The organism is Janthinobacterium sp. Mn2066, assembly GCF_049319705.1.
Lineage (GTDB): Bacteria > Pseudomonadota > Gammaproteobacteria > Burkholderiales > Burkholderiaceae_D > Janthinobacterium.
On sequence record NZ_JBMOUF010000018.1, the window covers coordinates 24,403 to 41,702 of the forward strand.

Consider the following 17,300-nt stretch of genomic DNA (forward strand, 5'->3'; position numbering starts at 1 on the left):
TCGGCGCGATTGCGCAATCTTGACAGTGCAAATGGACTGTGCGTTACCGCCGGCGGCCAGCGGCGACTGAAAAAATTGCCAAATAGCTTGATTTATTTCCTAAATGAATCATTTTGGCGGCCGGGGCCAGACAGGGCAAGGCGCATGTCACATGCCTCTGCGGGCTGTTTTCACGCCCATGCGTGTCAATTTTGCTTGTCGAATGGCTGGAATGTAGCATTAAATAATTATTTTTTAAGCATCGCACAGGAAAACTGCCTAAACAGCGTGTGCGAATCAAGCCAGCAGCGCGTGTATGGCGGATAATATCGCCTGTTGCCGATTTGGATACGACCTTTACATACTCATGCGCCCCATGGATTTTACCCGCGACGAAACCAGTGAAACCCCAGTTGCCCCGGCCGCGCCGGGAGCGCCTTTGCCGTACGCCATCGCCACGTGGCTGCAACGGGTGGAGGCAGCCGCTCATCCGAAAGCCGTGCTCAATGTTGTCGAGCCCGACGCCAAACTGAACCAGCATCGCCTGATTTATGTCCTGGCGCCCACCAGCGGTGGACGCCATGTGGCGCTGTGCCTGTACAAGGCGCGCCTGCGGCCGAATGGCGACGTGGCGGCGGCCAGTCCCATCAGCGAAATTTTTTCGCTGCTGTCGGCGCCGCCCACCTTTTTGACGCCCGCCGATGAAGACCTGGTGCGTTTCTTCGTTGCCATGCGCAGCGGGCAGAATTCGCAGACGGGCAGCGCTACCGAGCCCAAGGGCAAGGTCGGTGCGGCCCTGCTGAAAATGCTGGCCGAGCAAGACAAGCTGTTGTGGGCCAATTCCTGGGCCGATGTGGGCAATGGCCTGGTGTATCCGCTGAAGGAAGGTCCGGTCCGTCCGGCCCGGCTGTTCTGGCGCGACGAGGGCAAGACCATGCGGCTGGGCTGGCAAGTCGATCCGCCGGAAGGCGTGAAACACCATGGCGCCGACCAGATCGACTACATGCTGCCGACCGATCCGCCGTGGTATATCGATAATCTGTCGTGCGGGGTGCTGGAACTGAACCAGGGCGGCTCCGAAATTTCGCTGGCCGACCTGCAGGCGCTGGTGGCGCAGGCGCCGCCCCTGAATGCGAACGACAAGGTGCGCGTGTCGCAATTGCTGCTGGCGCAAGGCTTGCAGCATCTGATGCCGCTGCCGCAACCTTTGCCGCAGCGCTTGCGCAAGGATGTGCCGGCGCAGCCGGTCTTGCTGCTCGATAGCGCCATGCTGGCCGATGGCAGCTTGCAGCGCTGGCACGATTTCGCCGTGCTGTCCTACGATTACGATGGCGAGCGCGTGTCGTTCGACCCGGCCCAGCGCGTGGTGCGCCAGATCGGCGATGTGACGGAAATTATCCAGCGCAATACGGCCGACGAGGCGCGCGCGCTGGCGACCCTGGCGGGACTGCAATTCAAGAAGCCCGGTTCGGCGCCGCTGAGCGGCTTGAAGGGCGCCTTGCTGCTGCCTAGCCAGGCGGAATGGCTGCGCTTTGCCGAGGCCGGCATTGAACAGTTGCAAGCGCAGGGCTGGATCGTGGAAAAGACGGCCAAGTACCGCTACGACGTGAGCGAGGTGGGCGACTGGTATGCCGAGATCGATGACCAGGATCCGGACAGCGGCAATGCCTGGTTCGAGCTGGAGCTGGGCATCGTCGTCAACCACGAGCGCGTGCCGCTGCTGCCGGTGCTGGTGCAACTGATACGCAATGCGCCCAATGATTTCAATCCGAAAACCATCGAAGCGCATGGCGAGGAAGATCACATGCTGGCCACCTTGCCGGATGGCACCCGCGTGGCCCTGCCGTGGGGCCGGGTGCGGCCGATCTTGAATACCCTGGGCGAGCTGTATTTCAGCGACAAGATCAAGCATGCCGTGCGCATGTCGACCCTGGACGCGGCGCGCCTGGAAGAGCTGGCGCGCGGCCTGGAAATGCGCTGGACGGGCGGCGAACAATTGCGCGCCATGGGCCGCAAGCTGAGCCAGTTCGGTTCCGTGCAAAAAGTGGCGGCGCCCGCCGGCTTGCAGGCGACCTTGCGCGATTACCAGGCGGACGGCCTGGCGTGGATGCAATTCCTGCGCGACCATGACCTGGCGGGGATTTTGGCCGATGACATGGGGCTGGGCAAGACCGTGCAAACTCTGGCGCATATCCTGGTAGAAAAAGAAGCGGGCCGCCTGACGCATCCGGCGCTGGTGATTGCGCCGACCAGCCTGATGGGCAACTGGCAGGACGAGGCGGCCAAGTTTGCGCCGTCCCTGAAGGTCTTGCTGCTGCAAGGCAAGGACCGCGCCCAGCAGTTCGATCAGATCGATCAATGCGATCTGGTGCTGACGACCTATGCGCTGTTGCCGCGCGACGAGGATATTCTGCGCGAACACGATTTCCACCTGGTGATTCTTGATGAATCGCATTACATCAAGAATACCCGCAGCAAGGCGGCGCAAAGCGCGGGCCTGCTGCGCGCGCGCCACCGTTTGTGCCTGTCCGGCACGCCGCTGGAAAACCATCTGGGCGAATTGTGGTCGCAATTCCACTTCTTGCTGCCGGGCTTGCTGGGCGACGAGAAAACCTTCAATACGCAATTCCGCCACCCGATCGAGCGCCAGGATGATCCGCTGCGCCGCATGCTGCTGAACCGCCGTATCAAGCCGTTCCTGTTGCGCCGTACCAAGGACAATGTGGCCAAGGAATTGCCGCCGAAGACGGAAATGGTGCGCAAGGTCGAATTGACGGGGCCGCAGCGCGACCTGTACGAAACCGTGCGATTGGCGATGGACCAGAAAGTGCGCGAAGAGATCGACAAGAAGGGCGTGGCGCGCAGCCAGATCGTGATCCTGGAAGCGCTGCTGAAACTGCGCCAGGTCTGTTGCGACCCGCGCCTGGTGAAATCCCTGCCGGCGAAAAAGCAGTCGGCCGGTTCGGCCAAGCTGCTCGACCTGATGCAGATGGTGGAAGACTTGCTGGACGAGGGCCGCAAGATCCTGGTCTTCTCGCAATTTACCAGCATGCTGGAATTGATCGAGGAAGAACTGGAATCGCGCGACATTCCATATGCCTTGCTGACGGGCGAAACCAAGGACCGCGGCGCGCAGGTGGCGGCCTTCCAGCAGGGCGCCGTGCCGATCTTCTTGATCAGCCTCAAGGCCGGTGGCGTGGGCTTGAACCTGACGGCGGCCGACACGGTCATCCATTATGACCCGTGGTGGAATCCGGCCGCGGAAAACCAGGCCACCGACCGCGCCTGGCGTATCGGCCAGGACAAACCGGTGTTTGTCTACAAGCTGATCGCCAAGGGCACCCTGGAAGAAAAAATCCAGTTGCTGCAGCAAAAGAAAGCAGAATTGGCGCAATCGATCCTGGTCGAAGGCGAATCGCAAAAAATGGCCCTGACGCAGGAAGACTTGCAGCAAATTTTCGCGCCGCTGGAAGATTAAACGGCGTGGCGCGCTCTATACTTGGCGTTTCAATCTTGCCAGGTGTAAAGCATGCTGCCCTTTTTACTCTTGCTGTTTGCCGGCGCCATCCTGATGGCGCTGCGTTTCGTGCAATTGCGCCGCGCGCTGCTGCGCGCGCGGACCGGCGAGGCGCAGTTTCGCCAGCTGGCGGAACACAGCCTGGATGCGCTCTGGCTGCTGGACTGCGCCACCCTGGAACTGCGTTATGTGAGTCCGGCTGCGCAGCGCCTCAGCGGCCATGACTTGCCGGCACTGCGGGAGCACGCGGCGCGCCTGGCCGCTGACGTGCCGGCCCGCTTGCAGCGCTGGCGCGCTGGCGACACCAGCCGCTTGAGTCTGCTGCGCGAAGTGGAATTGCCGCACCGCGACGGCCATATGCTGGCGCTGGAAATCACCTCGACCTTCGTGCTCGATGCGGCCGGCCAGCCCGTTTCGCTGGTGGGCGTGGTGCGCGATGTCACGCAGGCACAGGCGCAAGAGGCAGAGCGCGAAAAGGAACAAAAGCGTTTCGCATCGATGCTGTCGCACGAATTCCGTACGCCGTTGGCCACCATCGATGGCGCCATCCAGCGCCTGGTGGCGACGGCCGGTGCGGCGGGCGCCGACGAGGGCACGCACAAGCGTTACGTGAAAATCCAGACAGCCGTGGACCGTTTGCTGGCCATGATCAACGATTATCTGTCGCCCGAGCGCATGGCCGCCATCGGCCGTGAAAAAACCGCGAACGGCATCGCGCCGCTGGCCTTGCTGCAACAGGCGGCCGCTACCGTGCCGGCCAGCCATCCGGTGCAGCTGCAGCTCGATGAAGACTTGCCGCCGTATCTGCGTTGTGACGTGCAGGGCATGAGCTTGTGCCTGAAAATCTTGCTGGACAACGCTGTCAAGTTCAGCCCGGCCGGCAGCCCGATCGTGTTGTCCGGCCGGCTGGCGCCTGAAGGCGGCGTGGCCTTGTGCGTCAGCGACCAGGGGCCGGGCGTGCCTGACGACGAGATGGGCAGGGTATTTGAAAAAGGTTTTCGCGGCATGCATGCGGGCGGACATGCGGGCGCTGGCCTGGGTTTGTACATGGCGCGCGCCGTGGTCGAGGTGCATGGCGGCAGTTTACAGCTGCAGAATCGTCCTGAAGGCGGTGCGATTTCCCGAATTTGGCTGCCGATCCCCGTCGATGCGGGGAAAAGCCTTGCTTCCGCTGTAAGCAACCATGATAATTCCTTGACGTAAACCTATTAGGCCGTCCATCATGGATGCAGGAGTGTTTGGCAGGTTTGCCCACGATGTTCCACTAACGGAAGAATGGCGTAGCAATGACGAAAATACTGATCGTCGAAGACAACCTGGACTACGCAGAAGACATGGCGGAGTTTCTGGTGGAACTCGAACACGAAGTCCATATCACCAGCTCGGCTGGCGGTATGTGGACGGCTTTGAGTCATGGAAATGTTGACGTGGTCGTGCTCGACCTGGGCCTGCCCGATGAAGATGGTTTCAATGTCATCCCCCGTATGCGCCAGCTGTATCCGCAGATCGGCGTGCTGGTATTGACGGGCCGCGTGGCGTTTGACAGCCGCATCCTGGGCTTGCGCCTGGGCGCCGACCATTACCTGACCAAGCCGATCAAATTCCCAGAACTGGCCGCCCACATCGAGGCGCTGGACCGCCGCGTCGGTCCGCAAGACCCCATGCCCGAGCCTAACAAATGGACCTTGAAAGTAAGCGCTCGCCAACTTGAGCTGATGGGGTCGGTGATCGCCCTGACGGAAAAGGAATTCAACTTCCTGCACCTGCTGACGATCAACACCCGCCCGGTGCCCCGCGACGTGATCGTGGCCGGCATGGGCGGCGAAGATCCCGATGCCGGCCGCCGCGTCGACATGCTGGTATATCGCCTGCGCAAGAAAGCCAAGACGGGCCTGGGCCAGGATTTGCCACTGCGCAGCGCGTATGGCGAAGGTTATAGCTTGTCGGCCAGCTTTAATTTGTCTTGAATGGTTATGCCATAGCGATGGCGGGCTAAAAAGGGACAGAGTCAAGCTGTTTTTCCGGCATCAAAAATAAATCAGGGCCAGAGTCATGTCCTGCACGGTAGTGTGTGTAAAATCAAGGCTTTAGCCTTTTTTACGCACATAACCATGGCCCGCTTGCCCCGCCTGATCATCCCCAATCTCCCCCATTACGTGATACAGCGCGGCGCCAACCGCCAGCCGGTGTTCCAGGATGCCGATGATTACGCGCAATTTTTGTCCTGGCTGAAAAGCGGGGCAAAAATGTTCAAGGTCGCCATCCACGCCTACGTTTTATTACCTGATCAACTGCATTTGCTGGCTACGCCGGCCGATAGCACGGGACTGGGACAGTTGATGCAATGGCTGGGGCGCTATTACGTGCCGTATTTCAATCAAAAATACGGCCGTGAAGGCAGCTTGTGGCAAGGGCGCTACAAAACGGCCGTGATCGACGCCGACAATTTTTTCCTGCTCTGCTGCCGCTACCTGGAATGTGTGCCCGTGCAAGCGGGACTGGTTGCCCAGCCACTTGACTACAGCTGGTCCAGCTATGCCCACCATGCGGGTTTCCGTCCCGATGCCCTGATCACTGACCACGCTTTGTACTGGGCGCTGGGCAACACGCCGTTCGACCGCGAAGCAGCTTATCTGCGTCTGTTTGAACAGGGCCTGGGCAGCAGCCAGGTCAAGACGGTGGAACAGGCGGTACTAAAAGGGTGGCCGCTGGGTTCCGAGGCGTTCAAGCAGGCGCTGGAACTGAAAATGAAGCGGCAAGTGCTGCCCGCCAAGCGGGGACGGCCGCGCAAGAGCGCCAGCGAAACGGCCGAGCAATAACTTTTTAATAAAATATAGCTTGTTTTCCAGGACCGAATCAGGATTGCGTTGACTATGTCCCCATTTAATTTTGAGGTCGGCAAAATATGATTTAATTCGACTCCGACCCTAATTATTTCAGTTGAGTTTTCTATTGCATTGCACTACTCTAGTTTTTCGATAGTCATATGCAGCGGAGAAGCCCATGAAAGCGCAAGGCCTGTACGACCCAGCCAATGAACACGATGCCTGCGGCGTCGGTTTCGTCGCCCATATCAAGGGCAACAAGACCCATTCGATCGTCGAACAGGGTTTGCTGATCCTGAAAAACCTCGATCACCGGGGCGCCGTGGGCGCCGATGCGCTGATGGGCGATGGCGCCGGCATCCTGATCCAGATTCCAGACCAGTACTACCGCGAAGAAATGGCCAAGCAGGGCGTGGAATTGCCGCCGCCTGGCGAATACGGCGTGGGCATGGTCTTTTTGCCGAAAGAAAACGCTTCGCGCATCGCCTGCGAACAGGAAATCGAGCGCGCCGTGCGCATCGAAGGCCAGGTGGTGCTGGGCTGGCGCAACGTGCCGATCGATACCGAGATGCCGATGTCGCCCACCGTGCGCGCCAAGGAACCCGTGATCCGCCAGATCTTCATCGGCCGTGGCCCGGACATCATGGTCACCGACGCGCTCGAGCGCAAACTGTACGTGATCCGCAAATCGTCGGGCCACGCCATCCAGGCCTTGAAACTGCTGCATGGCAAGGAATTCTTCGTGCCGTCGATGTCGGCCCGCACCATCGTCTACAAGGGCTTGTTGCTGGCCGACCAGGTGGGCGTGTATTACAAGGACTTGCAGGATGCGCGTTGCATCTCGGCGCTGGCGCTGGTGCATCAGCGTTTCTCGACCAATACTTTCCCTGAATGGCCGCTGGCCCACCCGTATCGCCTGATCGCGCACAATGGCGAGATCAACACGGTGAAAGGCAATTTCAACTGGATGCGCGCGCGCGAAGGCGTGATGAAGTCGGCCGTGCTGGGCGAAGACTTGCAAAAGCTGTTTCCACTGATTTATGAAGGCCAGTCCGACACGGCGTGTTTCGACAATGCGCTGGAATTGCTGCTGATGGCCGGTTATCCGATCGCCCAGGCGATGATGATGATGATCCCGGAAGCGTGGGAAAACCACACCACCATGGATGACAACCGCCGCGCCTTCTATGAATACCATGCCGCCATGATGGAGCCGTGGGACGGCCCGGCCGCCATGGCGTTTACCGATGGTCGCCATATCGGCGGCACCCTGGACCGCAACGGTTTGCGTCCGGCGCGCTACATCGTCACCGACGATGACCTGGTGGTGATGGCCTCGGAATCGGGCGTGCTGCCGATCCCGGAATCGAAGATCATCCAGAAATGGCGCTTGCAGCCTGGAAAAATGTTCCTGATCGACCTGGAAGCGGGCCGCATCATCGACGACCAGGAATTGAAGAATACCTACGCCAACGCCAAGCCATATAAAGCGTGGATCAACTCGGTGCGGATCAAGCTCGACGCGATCAAGCTGCTGGACGGCCAGGCCAGGCAGGCGCCTGCACAGGGCGAAAAAGCCCAGACGTCCTTGCTGGACCGCCAGCAAGCGTTTGGCTACACGCAGGAAGACTTGAAATTCCTGATGGCGCCGATGGCCGTGGCCGGCGAAGAAGCGACTGGATCGATGGGCAATGATTCGCCGCTGGCCGTGATGTCGAACAAGCTCAAGCCGCTGTATAGCTACTTCAAGCAATTGTTCGCGCAAGTGACCAATCCGCCGATCGACCCGATCCGCGAAGCGATGGTGATGTCGCTGGTATCGTTTATCGGCCCGAAACCGAACTTGCTCGACACGAATAACGTCAATCCGCCGATGCGCCTGGAAGTGGCGCAACCGGTGCTGGGTTTTGACGACATGACGCGTTTGCGCAATATCAGTGCCCATACGGGCGGCAAGTTCAAGTCGTATGAACTCGATATCTGCTATCCATTGGCCTGGGGCAAGGAAGGCGTGGAAGCGTGCCTGGCCTCGCTGTGCGCCGAGGCGGTCGATGCCGTGAAATCCGGCCACAACATTTTGATCGTCTCGGATCGCGCTATCTGCGCCGATCAGGTGGCGATCCCCGCGCTACTGGCGACATCGACCGTGCATCAGCACCTGGTCAGCAAGGGCTTGCGCGCCTCCACCGGCCTGGTGGTGGAGACGGGCTCGGCGCGTGAAACGCACCACTTCGCCTTGCTGGCAGGCTATGGCGCGGAAGCCGTTCATCCTTACCTGGCGATGGAAACCCTGGTCGAGCTGGCGCATGGCTTGCCGGGCGATCTGTCCGGCGACAAGGCGATCTACAACTACACCAAGGCCGTCGGCAAGGGCTTGATGAAGGTGATGTCGAAGATGGGCATCTCGACGTATATGTCGTATTGCGGTGCGCAAATCTTTGAAGCGATCGGCTTGAACAAGTCGCTGGTCGACAAATACTTCAAGGGCACAGCCTCGAACGTGGAAGGCATCGGCGTATTTGAAGTGGCGGAAGAAGCGCTGCGTTTGCACAACTTGGCTTTCGGCAACGATCCCTTGCTGGCCGAGAAGCTCGATGCAGGTGGCGAATACGCGTTCCGCGTGCGCGGCGAAGACCATATGTGGACGCCGGACGCGATTGCGAAGCTGCAGCACTCTACGCGCAGCAACAATTTCTCCAGCTATAAAGAGTACGCGCAGATCATCAATGACCAGAGCCGCCGTCATCTGACCTTGCGCGGCCTGTTCGAGTTCAAGCTCGATCCGACCAAGGCGATCCCGCTCGATGAAGTGGAACCGGCGAAAGAAATCGTCAAGCGTTTTGCGACCGGCGCCATGTCGCTGGGCTCGATCAGCACGGAAGCGCACGCAACCCTGGCCGTGGCGATGAACCGCATCGGCGGCAAGTCGAATACGGGCGAGGGCGGCGAAGATCCGAACCGCTACACGCAGGAACTGAAGGGCATCCCGATCCGCCAGGGCGAGACCATGGCGTCGGTAGTGGGCGCCGAGCAGATCGTGGTCGATATCCCGCTGCAGGAAGGCGATTCCATGCGTTCGCGCATCAAGCAAGTGGCGTCGGGCCGTTTCGGCGTGACGGCCGCCTACCTGAATTCGGCTGACCAGATCCAGATCAAGATGGCGCAGGGCGCGAAACCGGGCGAAGGCGGTCAGTTGCCTGGTCATAAGGTGTCGGAATACATCGCCAGCCTGCGCTTTTCCGTGCCCGGCGTAGGCTTGATTTCGCCGCCGCCGCACCATGACATTTATTCGATCGAAGACCTGGCGCAACTGATCCATGACTTGAAAAACGCCAATCCGCGCGCGTCGATTTCCGTGAAACTGGTGTCGGAAGTGGGTATCGGCACGGTGGCGGCCGGCGTCACCAAGGCCAAGGCCGACCACGTGGTGGTGGCGGGCCACGATGGCGGCACGGGCGCTTCGCCTTTGTCTTCCGTGAAACATGCGGGCACGCCGTGGGAACTGGGCCTGGCCGAAACCCAGCAAACGCTGGTGCTCAATGGTTTGCGCAGCCGTATCCGCGTGCAAGCCGATGGCCAGATGAAAACCGGCCGCGACGTGGTGATCGCCGCCTTGCTGGGCGCCGATGAAATCGGTTTCGCCACGGCGCCGCTGGTGGTCGAAGGCTGCATCATGATGCGCAAATGCCATCTGAATACTTGCCCGGTCGGTGTGGCTACGCAAGATCCGGTGCTGCGCGCCAAGTTCTCGGGCAAACCCGAGTATGTCGTCAATTACTTCTTCTTCGTCGCCGAAGAAGCGCGCCAGTTGATGGCGCAGCTGGGCATCCGTACCTATGACGAGCTGATCGGCCGGGTCGACCTGCTCGATAAATCGAAGGCGATTTCGCACTGGAAGGCGCAGGGCCTGGACTTCTCTGCCATCTTCCACAAGCCGGAAACCACGGATGGCCAGTCCTGTCGCCACGTGGAAAACCAGGACCACGCGCTGGAAAAAGCGCTGGACCACAAGCTGATCGCGCAGGCGCGCGCGGCGCTGGAAAAGGGCGAGCGCGTCTCGTTCATTTCGCCGGTGCGCAACCTGAACCGCACGGTGGGCACCATGCTGTCCGGCGAAGTGGCGAAGCGTTATGGCCATGCCGGCTTGCCGGACGACACGATTCACATCCAGCTGCAAGGCACGGCGGGCCAGTCGGCCTGCGCCTTCCTGGCGCACGGCATCACGATCGACCTGGTGGGCGAAGGCAACGATTACGTGGGCAAAGGCTTGTCGGGCGGACGCATCATCGTGCGGCCGAATACGGAATTCCGCGGCTGGGCAGTGGACAACATCATCATCGGCAACACCGTGCTGTACGGTGCGATTGCCGGCGAAGCCTTCTTCAATGGCGTGGCCGGCGAACGCTTTGCCGTGCGCAACTCGGGCGCCACCACGGTGGTCGAGGGCCTGGGCGACCATGGCTGCGAATACATGACGGGCGGCACGGTGGTGGTGCTGGGCGCCACGGGACGCAACTTTGCGGCCGGCATGTCGGGCGGCATTGCCTATGTGTATGACCCGGCCGGCGAATTTGCCAGCAAGTGCAACACGGCCATGGTCAGCCTGGACAAGGTGGTGAGCGCTTCCGAACAGCAAGTGGACCGCGACGCCTGGCATACCCAGCACCGCGATGGCTTGCCGGAAGCCGACGAAGTGATCCTGAAACGCCTGATCGAGCGCCACTTCAAGCATACGGGCAGCACCCGCGCCCGTTTCCTGCTCGATGACTGGGCCACGGCACGCGCCAAGTTCGTCAAGGTCTTCCCGAACGAATACAAGCGCGCACTGATCGAAATGGCCGCCGACGCCGCCATGCAAGTCGAAGCCGTTGCGGCCTGAGCCAGCTTAACACTATGACCGGGAGCGGCCAGGCCGCTCCCCGCTAGCCAAATACAAAGGAATTATCGTGGGTAAAATTACCGGCTTCATGGAATTCAAGCGGCAGGACGAGCAATATCTGGAGCCTGCCGCCCGTTTGAAGAACTACAAGGAATTCGTGCTGCACCTGACGGATGCGCAGGCGACCGTGCAGGGCGCGCGCTGCATGGATTGCGGCATCCCTTTCTGTAATACGGGTTGTCCAGTCAATAACATCATTCCCGACTGGAATGACCTGGTCTACCGTGGTAACTACCGCGAAGCACTCGATATCTTGCATTCGACCAATAACTTCCCGGAGTTCACGGGCCGCGTCTGCCCGGCGCCGTGCGAGTCGGCGTGCACCCTGGGCATCCATGAAGATCCGGTCGGCATCAAGTCGATCGAACATAAAATCATCGACATGGGCTGGGAGCATGGCTGGGTGGTGCCGCAGCCAGCCGGTTTCAGCACGGGCAAGAAAGTGGCCATCGTCGGTTCCGGCCCTGCCGGCCTGGCGGCGGCGCAGCAGCTGGCGCGCGCCGGCCATGCCGTGACGGTGTTTGAAAAGAGCGACCGGGTGGGCGGCTTGCTGCGCTACGGCATTCCCGACTTCAAGATGGAAAAGTCGCACATCGACCTGCGCGTGAAACAGATGGAAGCCGAAGGCGTGGTATTCCGCACCAGCGTGCTGGTCGGCAAGGATTTCCCTGCCAGCGTGAATAACTGGGCCAAGGAAACGATTTTCCCGGAAGACCTGGAAAAAGAGTTCGACGCCGTCATCATCGCCGGCGGCGCCGAGCAGCCGCGCGACTTGCCGGTGCCGGGCCGCGAACTGAAAGGCGTGCATTACGCGATGGATTTCTTGCCGCTGCAAAACAAGGTCAATGCGGGCGACAAGCTGAAAGACCAGATCAAGGCGACCGGCAAGCACGTGGTGGTGATCGGCGGCGGCGATACGGGCTCGGACTGCGTGGGCACCTCGAACCGCCACGGCGCCGCCTCGGTGGCGCAGTTCGAACTGATGCCGCAGCCGCCGGAAAAAGAAAACAAGCCGCTGGTCTGGCCGTACTGGCCGACCAAGCTGCGCACTTCGTCGTCGCACGAGGAAGGCTGCGAGCGCGACTGGGCGGTGGCCACCAAGCGTTTCGAAGGCAAGGGCGGCAAGGTGGAAAAACTGATCGCCTGCCGGGTGGAGTGGAAAGACGGCAAGATGAGCGAAGTGCCGGACTCGGAATTCGAGATGAAAGCCGACCTGGTCTTGCTGGCGATGGGCTTTGTTTCTCCTGTGCAACAAGTGCTGGATGCTTTTGGCGTGGATAAAGATGCGCGCGGCAACGCCCGCGCCAGCACCGAGGGGGATGACTGCTACCACACGTCGGTGCCCAAGGTGTTTGCCGCCGGCGACATGCGCCGTGGCCAGTCGCTGGTGGTGTGGGCCATCCGCGAAGGCCGCCAATGCGCGCGCGCCGTCGATACCTTCCTGATGGGTAATTCCTTGCTGCCACGCTGATCAGCATCAGCTGCTTGCTTCGGGGGCCATGGCGCAAACTGCGTCGTGGCCCCTGTCATTTTGTCCGTGCCACCTCCGCTGAAGGGCGATCGCAAGCAGAGCGTGGCTTTTTACAATAAACTATCTGACTTTCGATTCATTAGTGTTGTATTCTTCCCCCTTACCGGGATGCCCAAGGGGGCCTCTCAGCAGAGTTTGGCGTTTCTGCACTACAATACGCCATTAAAAAAAATGAGTTCCGTCGTGCCAAATCTTGTTGAAATCCGTGATTTACACTTTGCCTATGGTGAACGTTCGATCTTGTCGGGCCTACACATGGATTTCCCACGTGGAAAAGTTGTGGCGGTCATGGGTGGTTCCGGCAGCGGCAAGACGACCGTATTGCGCCTGATCGGCGGCCAGTTGCGCCCCAGCGCCGGCACCGTCAACGTCGATGGCCAGGTCGTGCACGCACTCGATACCAGGCAGCTGTACCAGATGCGCCGCAAGATGGGCATGCTGTTCCAGCACGGCGCCTTGTTTACCGACCTGACGGCGTTTGAAAACGTGGCGTTTCCGCTGCGCGAACATACGGACCTGAATGAAGAACTGATCCGCACCCTGGTGCTGATGAAGCTGCAGGCAGTGGGTCTGCGCAATGCGGCGCAACTGAAGCCGGGCGAGATTTCGGGCGGCATGGGCCGCCGCGTGGCGCTGGCGCGGGCGATTGCGCTCGATCCTGAATTGATCATGTATGACGAACCGTTTGCCGGCCTGGACCCGATTTCGATGGGCGTGACGGCCAATTTGATCCGCAATCTGAACGATGCGCTCGGTTCCACGTCCATTTTGGTGTCGCACGATGTGAAGGAGTGTTTCGCGATCGCTGATTATGTGTATTTCCTGTCATCAGGAAAAATTGTGGCGCATGGCACGCCGGCCGAAATGGCCGTCTCCACGCACCCGTATGTCAAACAATTCGTCAATGCGGAAGCCGATGGCCCCGTGCCATTCCATTATCCGGGCAAGTCGCTGGCCGATGACCTGGGTCTGCAAGCGGGAGCGGGCCGATGATCGCGCGTTTTCTGGGTGCGATCGGAGCCTGGCTGCGTCGTTCGGTACAAGACCTCGGCTTTGCCGTGCGTTCGTTCTTTATCATCATCGCCTCGTCGGGCGGCCTGTGGCGCCGTCCGCGCTTGGTGATTGAGCAACTGTTTTTTATTGGTAATCGCTCGCTGGTGATTACTGCTGTGTCCGGCCTGTTTGTCGGCATGGTGCTTGGTTTGCAAGGTTATTACACCTTGACGACGTATGGCGCGGAACAATCGCTGGGCCTGCTGGTAGCGCTGTCGCTGACGCGCGAACTGGGGCCGGTCGTGACGGCGCTGCTGTTTGCGGGCCGCGCAGGCACGTCGCTGACGGCCGAAATCGGCTTGATGAAGGCCGGCGAGCAATTGTCCGCCATGGAAATGATGGCCGTGAATCCGGTCGAGCGCGTGCTGGCGCCCCGCTTCTGGGCTGGCGTGATCGCCATGCCGATCCTGGGCGCGATCTTCACGGCGGTCGGCATCATCGGCAGTTACCTGGTCGGCGTGGTGCTGATCGGTGTCGACGAAGGCTCGTTCTGGTCGCAGATGCAAAGCGGCGTGGATGTCTGGAAAGAAGTCGGTAACGGTACCCTGAAGAGCCTGGTGTTCGGTATCGCGGTGACGTTTATCGCCCTGTTCCAGGGTTATCAGGCACAGCCGACGCCAGAAGATGTTTCCGGCGCCACCACGCGCACGGTTGTTATATCGTCGCTGATGGTGTGGTGGCTGGACTTCATGATGACGGCGTTGATGTTTAGCAAGTAATTCGGTCACTGGCGTAAAAATTAGCGGCTTGCGCAGTGTCTGCGCAGGCTGCGGCAAGTAAAAATTATTTAGGATTGTTTATGCAACGTAAATCTTTGGATGTCTGGGTAGGCTTGTTCGTCTTGCTGGGCGTAGCAGCATTGATGTTTCTGGCGCTCAAGGCTGGCAATATGAGCTCGCTGTCTTTCAGCAAGACGTATACCATTAGTGCCAAGTTCGACAACATTGGCGGCCTCAAGCCGCAAGCGCCCGTCAAGGGCGCCGGCGTGGTGGTCGGCCGCGTGGCCGAGATCACGTTCGATGACAAGAGCTACCAGGCGCTGGTCAAGCTGGACATCGAAGACGGTTATAAATTCCCGAAAGACAGCTCGGCCAAGATTCTGACGGCTGGTCTGTTGGGTGAGCAATACATCGGCCTGGAAGCAGGCGGTGATTTGGCAAACCTGGCAGAGGGCGACAAGATTGCCCGCACTCAATCGGCCACAGTGCTGGAAGACCTGATCAATCAGTTCATCTACAGCAAGGCAGCGGATGGAAAGGATAGCAAATGAGCGAATCGAACAAACACAGCAGCAAAGCTCGCCTGGCCCGTATCGGCCTGGCCGTCGCCATCGCCGCGACCCTGAGCGCCTGCGCCAGCACCACCGCCAACAATCCGGCCGATCCGTTCGAAGGCTACAACCGCGCCATGTTCAAGTTCAACGATACGGTCGATACGTATGCCTTGAAACCGGCCGCCTCTGCCTACAAGACCGTCTTGCCATCGTTCGTGCAAACGGGCGTGGGCAACTTCTTCGGCAACTTGTCCGACGTCTGGAGCGCCGTGAACAACTTGCTGCAAGGTAAGGGTGAGAAGGGCTTGCAAGATATTGCACGCGTTGGCCTGAACTCGACCTTCGGTATTTTCGGCCTGATCGACTTCGCGTCGCCAGCGGGCATCCCGAAACACAATGAAGACTTTGGCCAGACCCTGGGCTGGTACGGCGTGCAGTCGGGCCCGTACCTGATGCTGCCATTGCTGGGGCCGTCGACCGTGCGTGACACGGTGGCCCTGCCTGCCGATATCACGGGCGACCCATGGCGCTACAAGGAACCTGCGTCGGTGCGCAATATCGGCACGGCCACGCGCGTGGTCGACAAGCGCGCCGCGCTGCTCGATGCAACCAACCTGATGGAAGCGGCGGCGCTGGACCGCTACGAATTCATCCGCGACGGCTTCCTGCAAGCGCGTGAAAGCAAGGTCTTCGATGGCGACTTGAGCCGTAGCAAAAAATACAAGAACGATTCCAGCTCGCTGGACTCGGATCATGACGACTTGAAACAAGCGCCAATGACCGCAGATGCTGCCCCTGAAGCCCCAGCCGTCACTCCGGCACCTGTCGAACTCGTAACATCTGGTAGCAATACCGTTGCGTCACAGGCCAAGCCGCAGGAGTAGACTAAGGCATGAAAGAACACACGGCTGTATATAAAATGCCAGCCGGTGCCGAGCAACACCACCATAAGGGTAGAACCATGAAATTAATGAAACAATTGCTCGCGATGGCCACCATCGCCTTCGCTACCGCCGCACAGGCTGCGCCTGCCGCCCCTGCAACGGAAGCCCCGGACGTGCTGGTCAAGCGTATCAGCCAGGACGTGCTCGACACGGCCAAGACCGACAAGGCCATCCAGGCTGGCGACATCAAGCGCGTTACCGAACTGGTTGAAACCAAGATCCTGCCCTACGTGGATTTCCAGCGCATGACCGCTCTGGCCGCTGGTCGCTTCTGGCGCGACGCCACGCCGGATCAGCAACAGCAGCTGTCGGCAGAATTCCGCACCCTGCTGATCTACACGTATTCGGGCGCCCTGTCGCAAGTCAGGAATGAAACCGTGGAATTCAAGCCACTGCGCGCCGATCCTAGCGACACCGACGTGGAAGTGCGCTCGCAAGTGAACATGCCGCGCGGCGAACCTGTGCCGCTGAACTACCGTGTTTCCAAAACGCCAACTGGCTGGAAGATCTACGATATCAACGTGCTGGGTGCGTGGCTGGTGGAAACCTACAAGAGCAGCTTTGCCAGTGAAATCAGCAAAGGCGGCATCGATGGCCTGATCAAGACCTTGCAAGCGAAAAACAAGGCTTTGGCAAACCGTCCGGCGCCCAAAGCCAAATAATCGGCTATCATATAGCTCCACACGCTAAACCAGCGCAACCCGACGCCATGCCAGACTCTCTCGACACTTTGCAGTCCCTGACTTCACTGACCGTGCACAACGCCACTTCGGCGCTGGCGCAGGGTCTGGAGGCGATCAAGTCTGGCCAGACGCGGTTTGACCTGCGCAACGTCAAGGCCGTCGATTCGGCGGCCGTGTCGGTGATGCTGACCTGGCAGCGCGCTGCGCAAGAGGCCGGCGGCGTGCTGGAGCTGAAGAACCTGCCGACCAATCTGAAAAACCTGACCAAGCTGTATGGCGTCTGCTCGCTCGTCTCGAGCACCACCAGCGACGAAAACTGCGGCACTGCCGGCGACACCGCCGAACGCAGCCCGTCCGACCTGCATCATCATTGATCCTGTCCCACTCCCCGCATCAGCAGTAGCTTTCAAGCCGGCATGCCAGCAGCGCCGCCGGATTGATCTCCAAGTGTTCCACGAATTTTCAAACTATAATTGACTGTTGCGCTACTTCTCCGGAAGGCGGCGCCTTGTACCGGCCTGTGGCCCGCCTTGTGGCTGACACACGCATCACATCT

General features: G+C 60.1%; 12 protein-coding genes. All 12 read left to right on the forward strand.

The window, feature by feature from the left end:
- The first annotated feature begins 355 nt into the window (after nucleotides 1–355).
- The 12 genes from ACL9RI_RS26055 (at nucleotide 356) to ACL9RI_RS26110 (ending at nucleotide 17,118) form a co-directional block, all read left to right on the forward strand.
- Nucleotides 356–3,457 carry a DEAD/DEAH box helicase gene (locus ACL9RI_RS26055; protein ID WP_422729372.1) on the forward strand — a complete coding sequence of 1,034 codons (3,102 nt, stop codon included), beginning with the start codon at nucleotides 356–358 and terminating at the stop codon, nucleotides 3,455–3,457.
- A 51-nt stretch (nucleotides 3,458–3,508) separates the two neighbouring features.
- Nucleotides 3,509–4,699, forward strand: coding sequence for an ATP-binding protein (locus ACL9RI_RS26060; protein WP_422729373.1), 1,191 nt, complete (start codon nucleotides 3,509–3,511; stop codon nucleotides 4,697–4,699).
- 83 nt (nucleotides 4,700–4,782) lie between these two features.
- A complete protein-coding gene (locus ACL9RI_RS26065; protein ID WP_422729374.1) occupies nucleotides 4,783–5,463 on the forward strand; it encodes a response regulator transcription factor in 681 nt (226 codons plus the stop codon).
- A gap of 144 nt (nucleotides 5,464–5,607) precedes the next feature.
- The gene (locus ACL9RI_RS26070) at nucleotides 5,608–6,315 is read left to right on the forward strand and encodes a transposase (RefSeq protein WP_422729375.1); all 708 of its coding nucleotides are present in this window, start codon (nucleotides 5,608–5,610) and stop codon (nucleotides 6,313–6,315) included.
- 184 nt (nucleotides 6,316–6,499) lie between these two features.
- Nucleotides 6,500–11,200 (forward strand): glutamate synthase-related protein, encoded by a 4,701-nt coding sequence (locus ACL9RI_RS26075; protein WP_422729376.1) that lies wholly within the window; start codon nucleotides 6,500–6,502, stop codon nucleotides 11,198–11,200.
- Nucleotides 11,201–11,267: 67 nt separating this feature from the next.
- Entirely contained in the window at nucleotides 11,268–12,731 is a 1,464-nt protein-coding gene (locus ACL9RI_RS26080; RefSeq protein ID WP_422729377.1) for a glutamate synthase subunit beta, read from the forward strand.
- Between the two features lie 243 nt (nucleotides 12,732–12,974).
- Nucleotides 12,975–13,784: an ABC transporter ATP-binding protein gene (locus tag ACL9RI_RS26085; protein ID WP_422729378.1), complete on the forward strand. Its 810-nt coding sequence runs from the start codon at nucleotides 12,975–12,977 to the stop codon at nucleotides 13,782–13,784.
- Nucleotides 13,781–14,563, forward strand: coding sequence for a lipid asymmetry maintenance ABC transporter permease subunit MlaE (mlaE, locus tag ACL9RI_RS26090; RefSeq protein ID WP_183741621.1), 783 nt, complete (start codon nucleotides 13,781–13,783; stop codon nucleotides 14,561–14,563). Before ACL9RI_RS26085 ends, mlaE begins: the two co-directional genes overlap by 4 nt.
- Nucleotides 14,564–14,643: 80 nt before the next feature.
- A complete protein-coding gene (gene mlaD, locus ACL9RI_RS26095; RefSeq protein ID WP_183682528.1) occupies nucleotides 14,644–15,114 on the forward strand; it encodes an outer membrane lipid asymmetry maintenance protein MlaD in 471 nt (156 codons plus the stop codon).
- Nucleotides 15,111–16,001, forward strand: a complete 891-nt coding sequence (locus tag ACL9RI_RS26100; RefSeq protein ID WP_422729379.1) for an MlaA family lipoprotein — start codon at nucleotides 15,111–15,113, stop codon at nucleotides 15,999–16,001. Before mlaD ends, ACL9RI_RS26100 begins: the two co-directional genes overlap by 4 nt.
- Nucleotides 16,002–16,078: 77 nt before the next feature.
- A complete protein-coding gene (locus ACL9RI_RS26105; RefSeq protein ID WP_422729380.1) occupies nucleotides 16,079–16,723 on the forward strand; it encodes an MlaC/ttg2D family ABC transporter substrate-binding protein in 645 nt (214 codons plus the stop codon).
- Between the two features lie 47 nt (nucleotides 16,724–16,770).
- The gene (locus tag ACL9RI_RS26110) at nucleotides 16,771–17,118 is read left to right on the forward strand and encodes an STAS domain-containing protein (protein ID WP_422729381.1); all 348 of its coding nucleotides are present in this window, start codon (nucleotides 16,771–16,773) and stop codon (nucleotides 17,116–17,118) included.
- Nucleotides 17,119–17,300: the final 182 nt, after the last annotated feature.

Coding starts and splice junctions, on each gene's coding strand:
- ACL9RI_RS26055 (WP_422729372.1), top strand. CDS start 356: ATGGATTTTACCCGCGACGAAACCAGTGAAACCCCAGTTGCCCCGGCC.
- ACL9RI_RS26060 (WP_422729373.1), top strand. CDS start 3,509: ATGCTGCCCTTTTTACTCTTGCTGTTTGCCGGCGCCATCCTGATGGCG.
- ACL9RI_RS26065 (WP_422729374.1), top strand. CDS start 4,783: ATGACGAAAATACTGATCGTCGAAGACAACCTGGACTACGCAGAAGAC.
- ACL9RI_RS26070 (WP_422729375.1), top strand. CDS start 5,608: ATGGCCCGCTTGCCCCGCCTGATCATCCCCAATCTCCCCCATTACGTG.
- ACL9RI_RS26075 (WP_422729376.1), top strand. CDS start 6,500: ATGAAAGCGCAAGGCCTGTACGACCCAGCCAATGAACACGATGCCTGC.
- mlaE (WP_183741621.1), top strand. CDS start 13,781: ATGATCGCGCGTTTTCTGGGTGCGATCGGAGCCTGGCTGCGTCGTTCG.
- mlaD (WP_183682528.1), top strand. CDS start 14,644: ATGCAACGTAAATCTTTGGATGTCTGGGTAGGCTTGTTCGTCTTGCTG.
- ACL9RI_RS26100 (WP_422729379.1), top strand. CDS start 15,111: ATGAGCGAATCGAACAAACACAGCAGCAAAGCTCGCCTGGCCCGTATC.
- ACL9RI_RS26105 (WP_422729380.1), top strand. CDS start 16,079: ATGAAATTAATGAAACAATTGCTCGCGATGGCCACCATCGCCTTCGCT.
- ACL9RI_RS26110 (WP_422729381.1), top strand. CDS start 16,771: ATGCCAGACTCTCTCGACACTTTGCAGTCCCTGACTTCACTGACCGTG.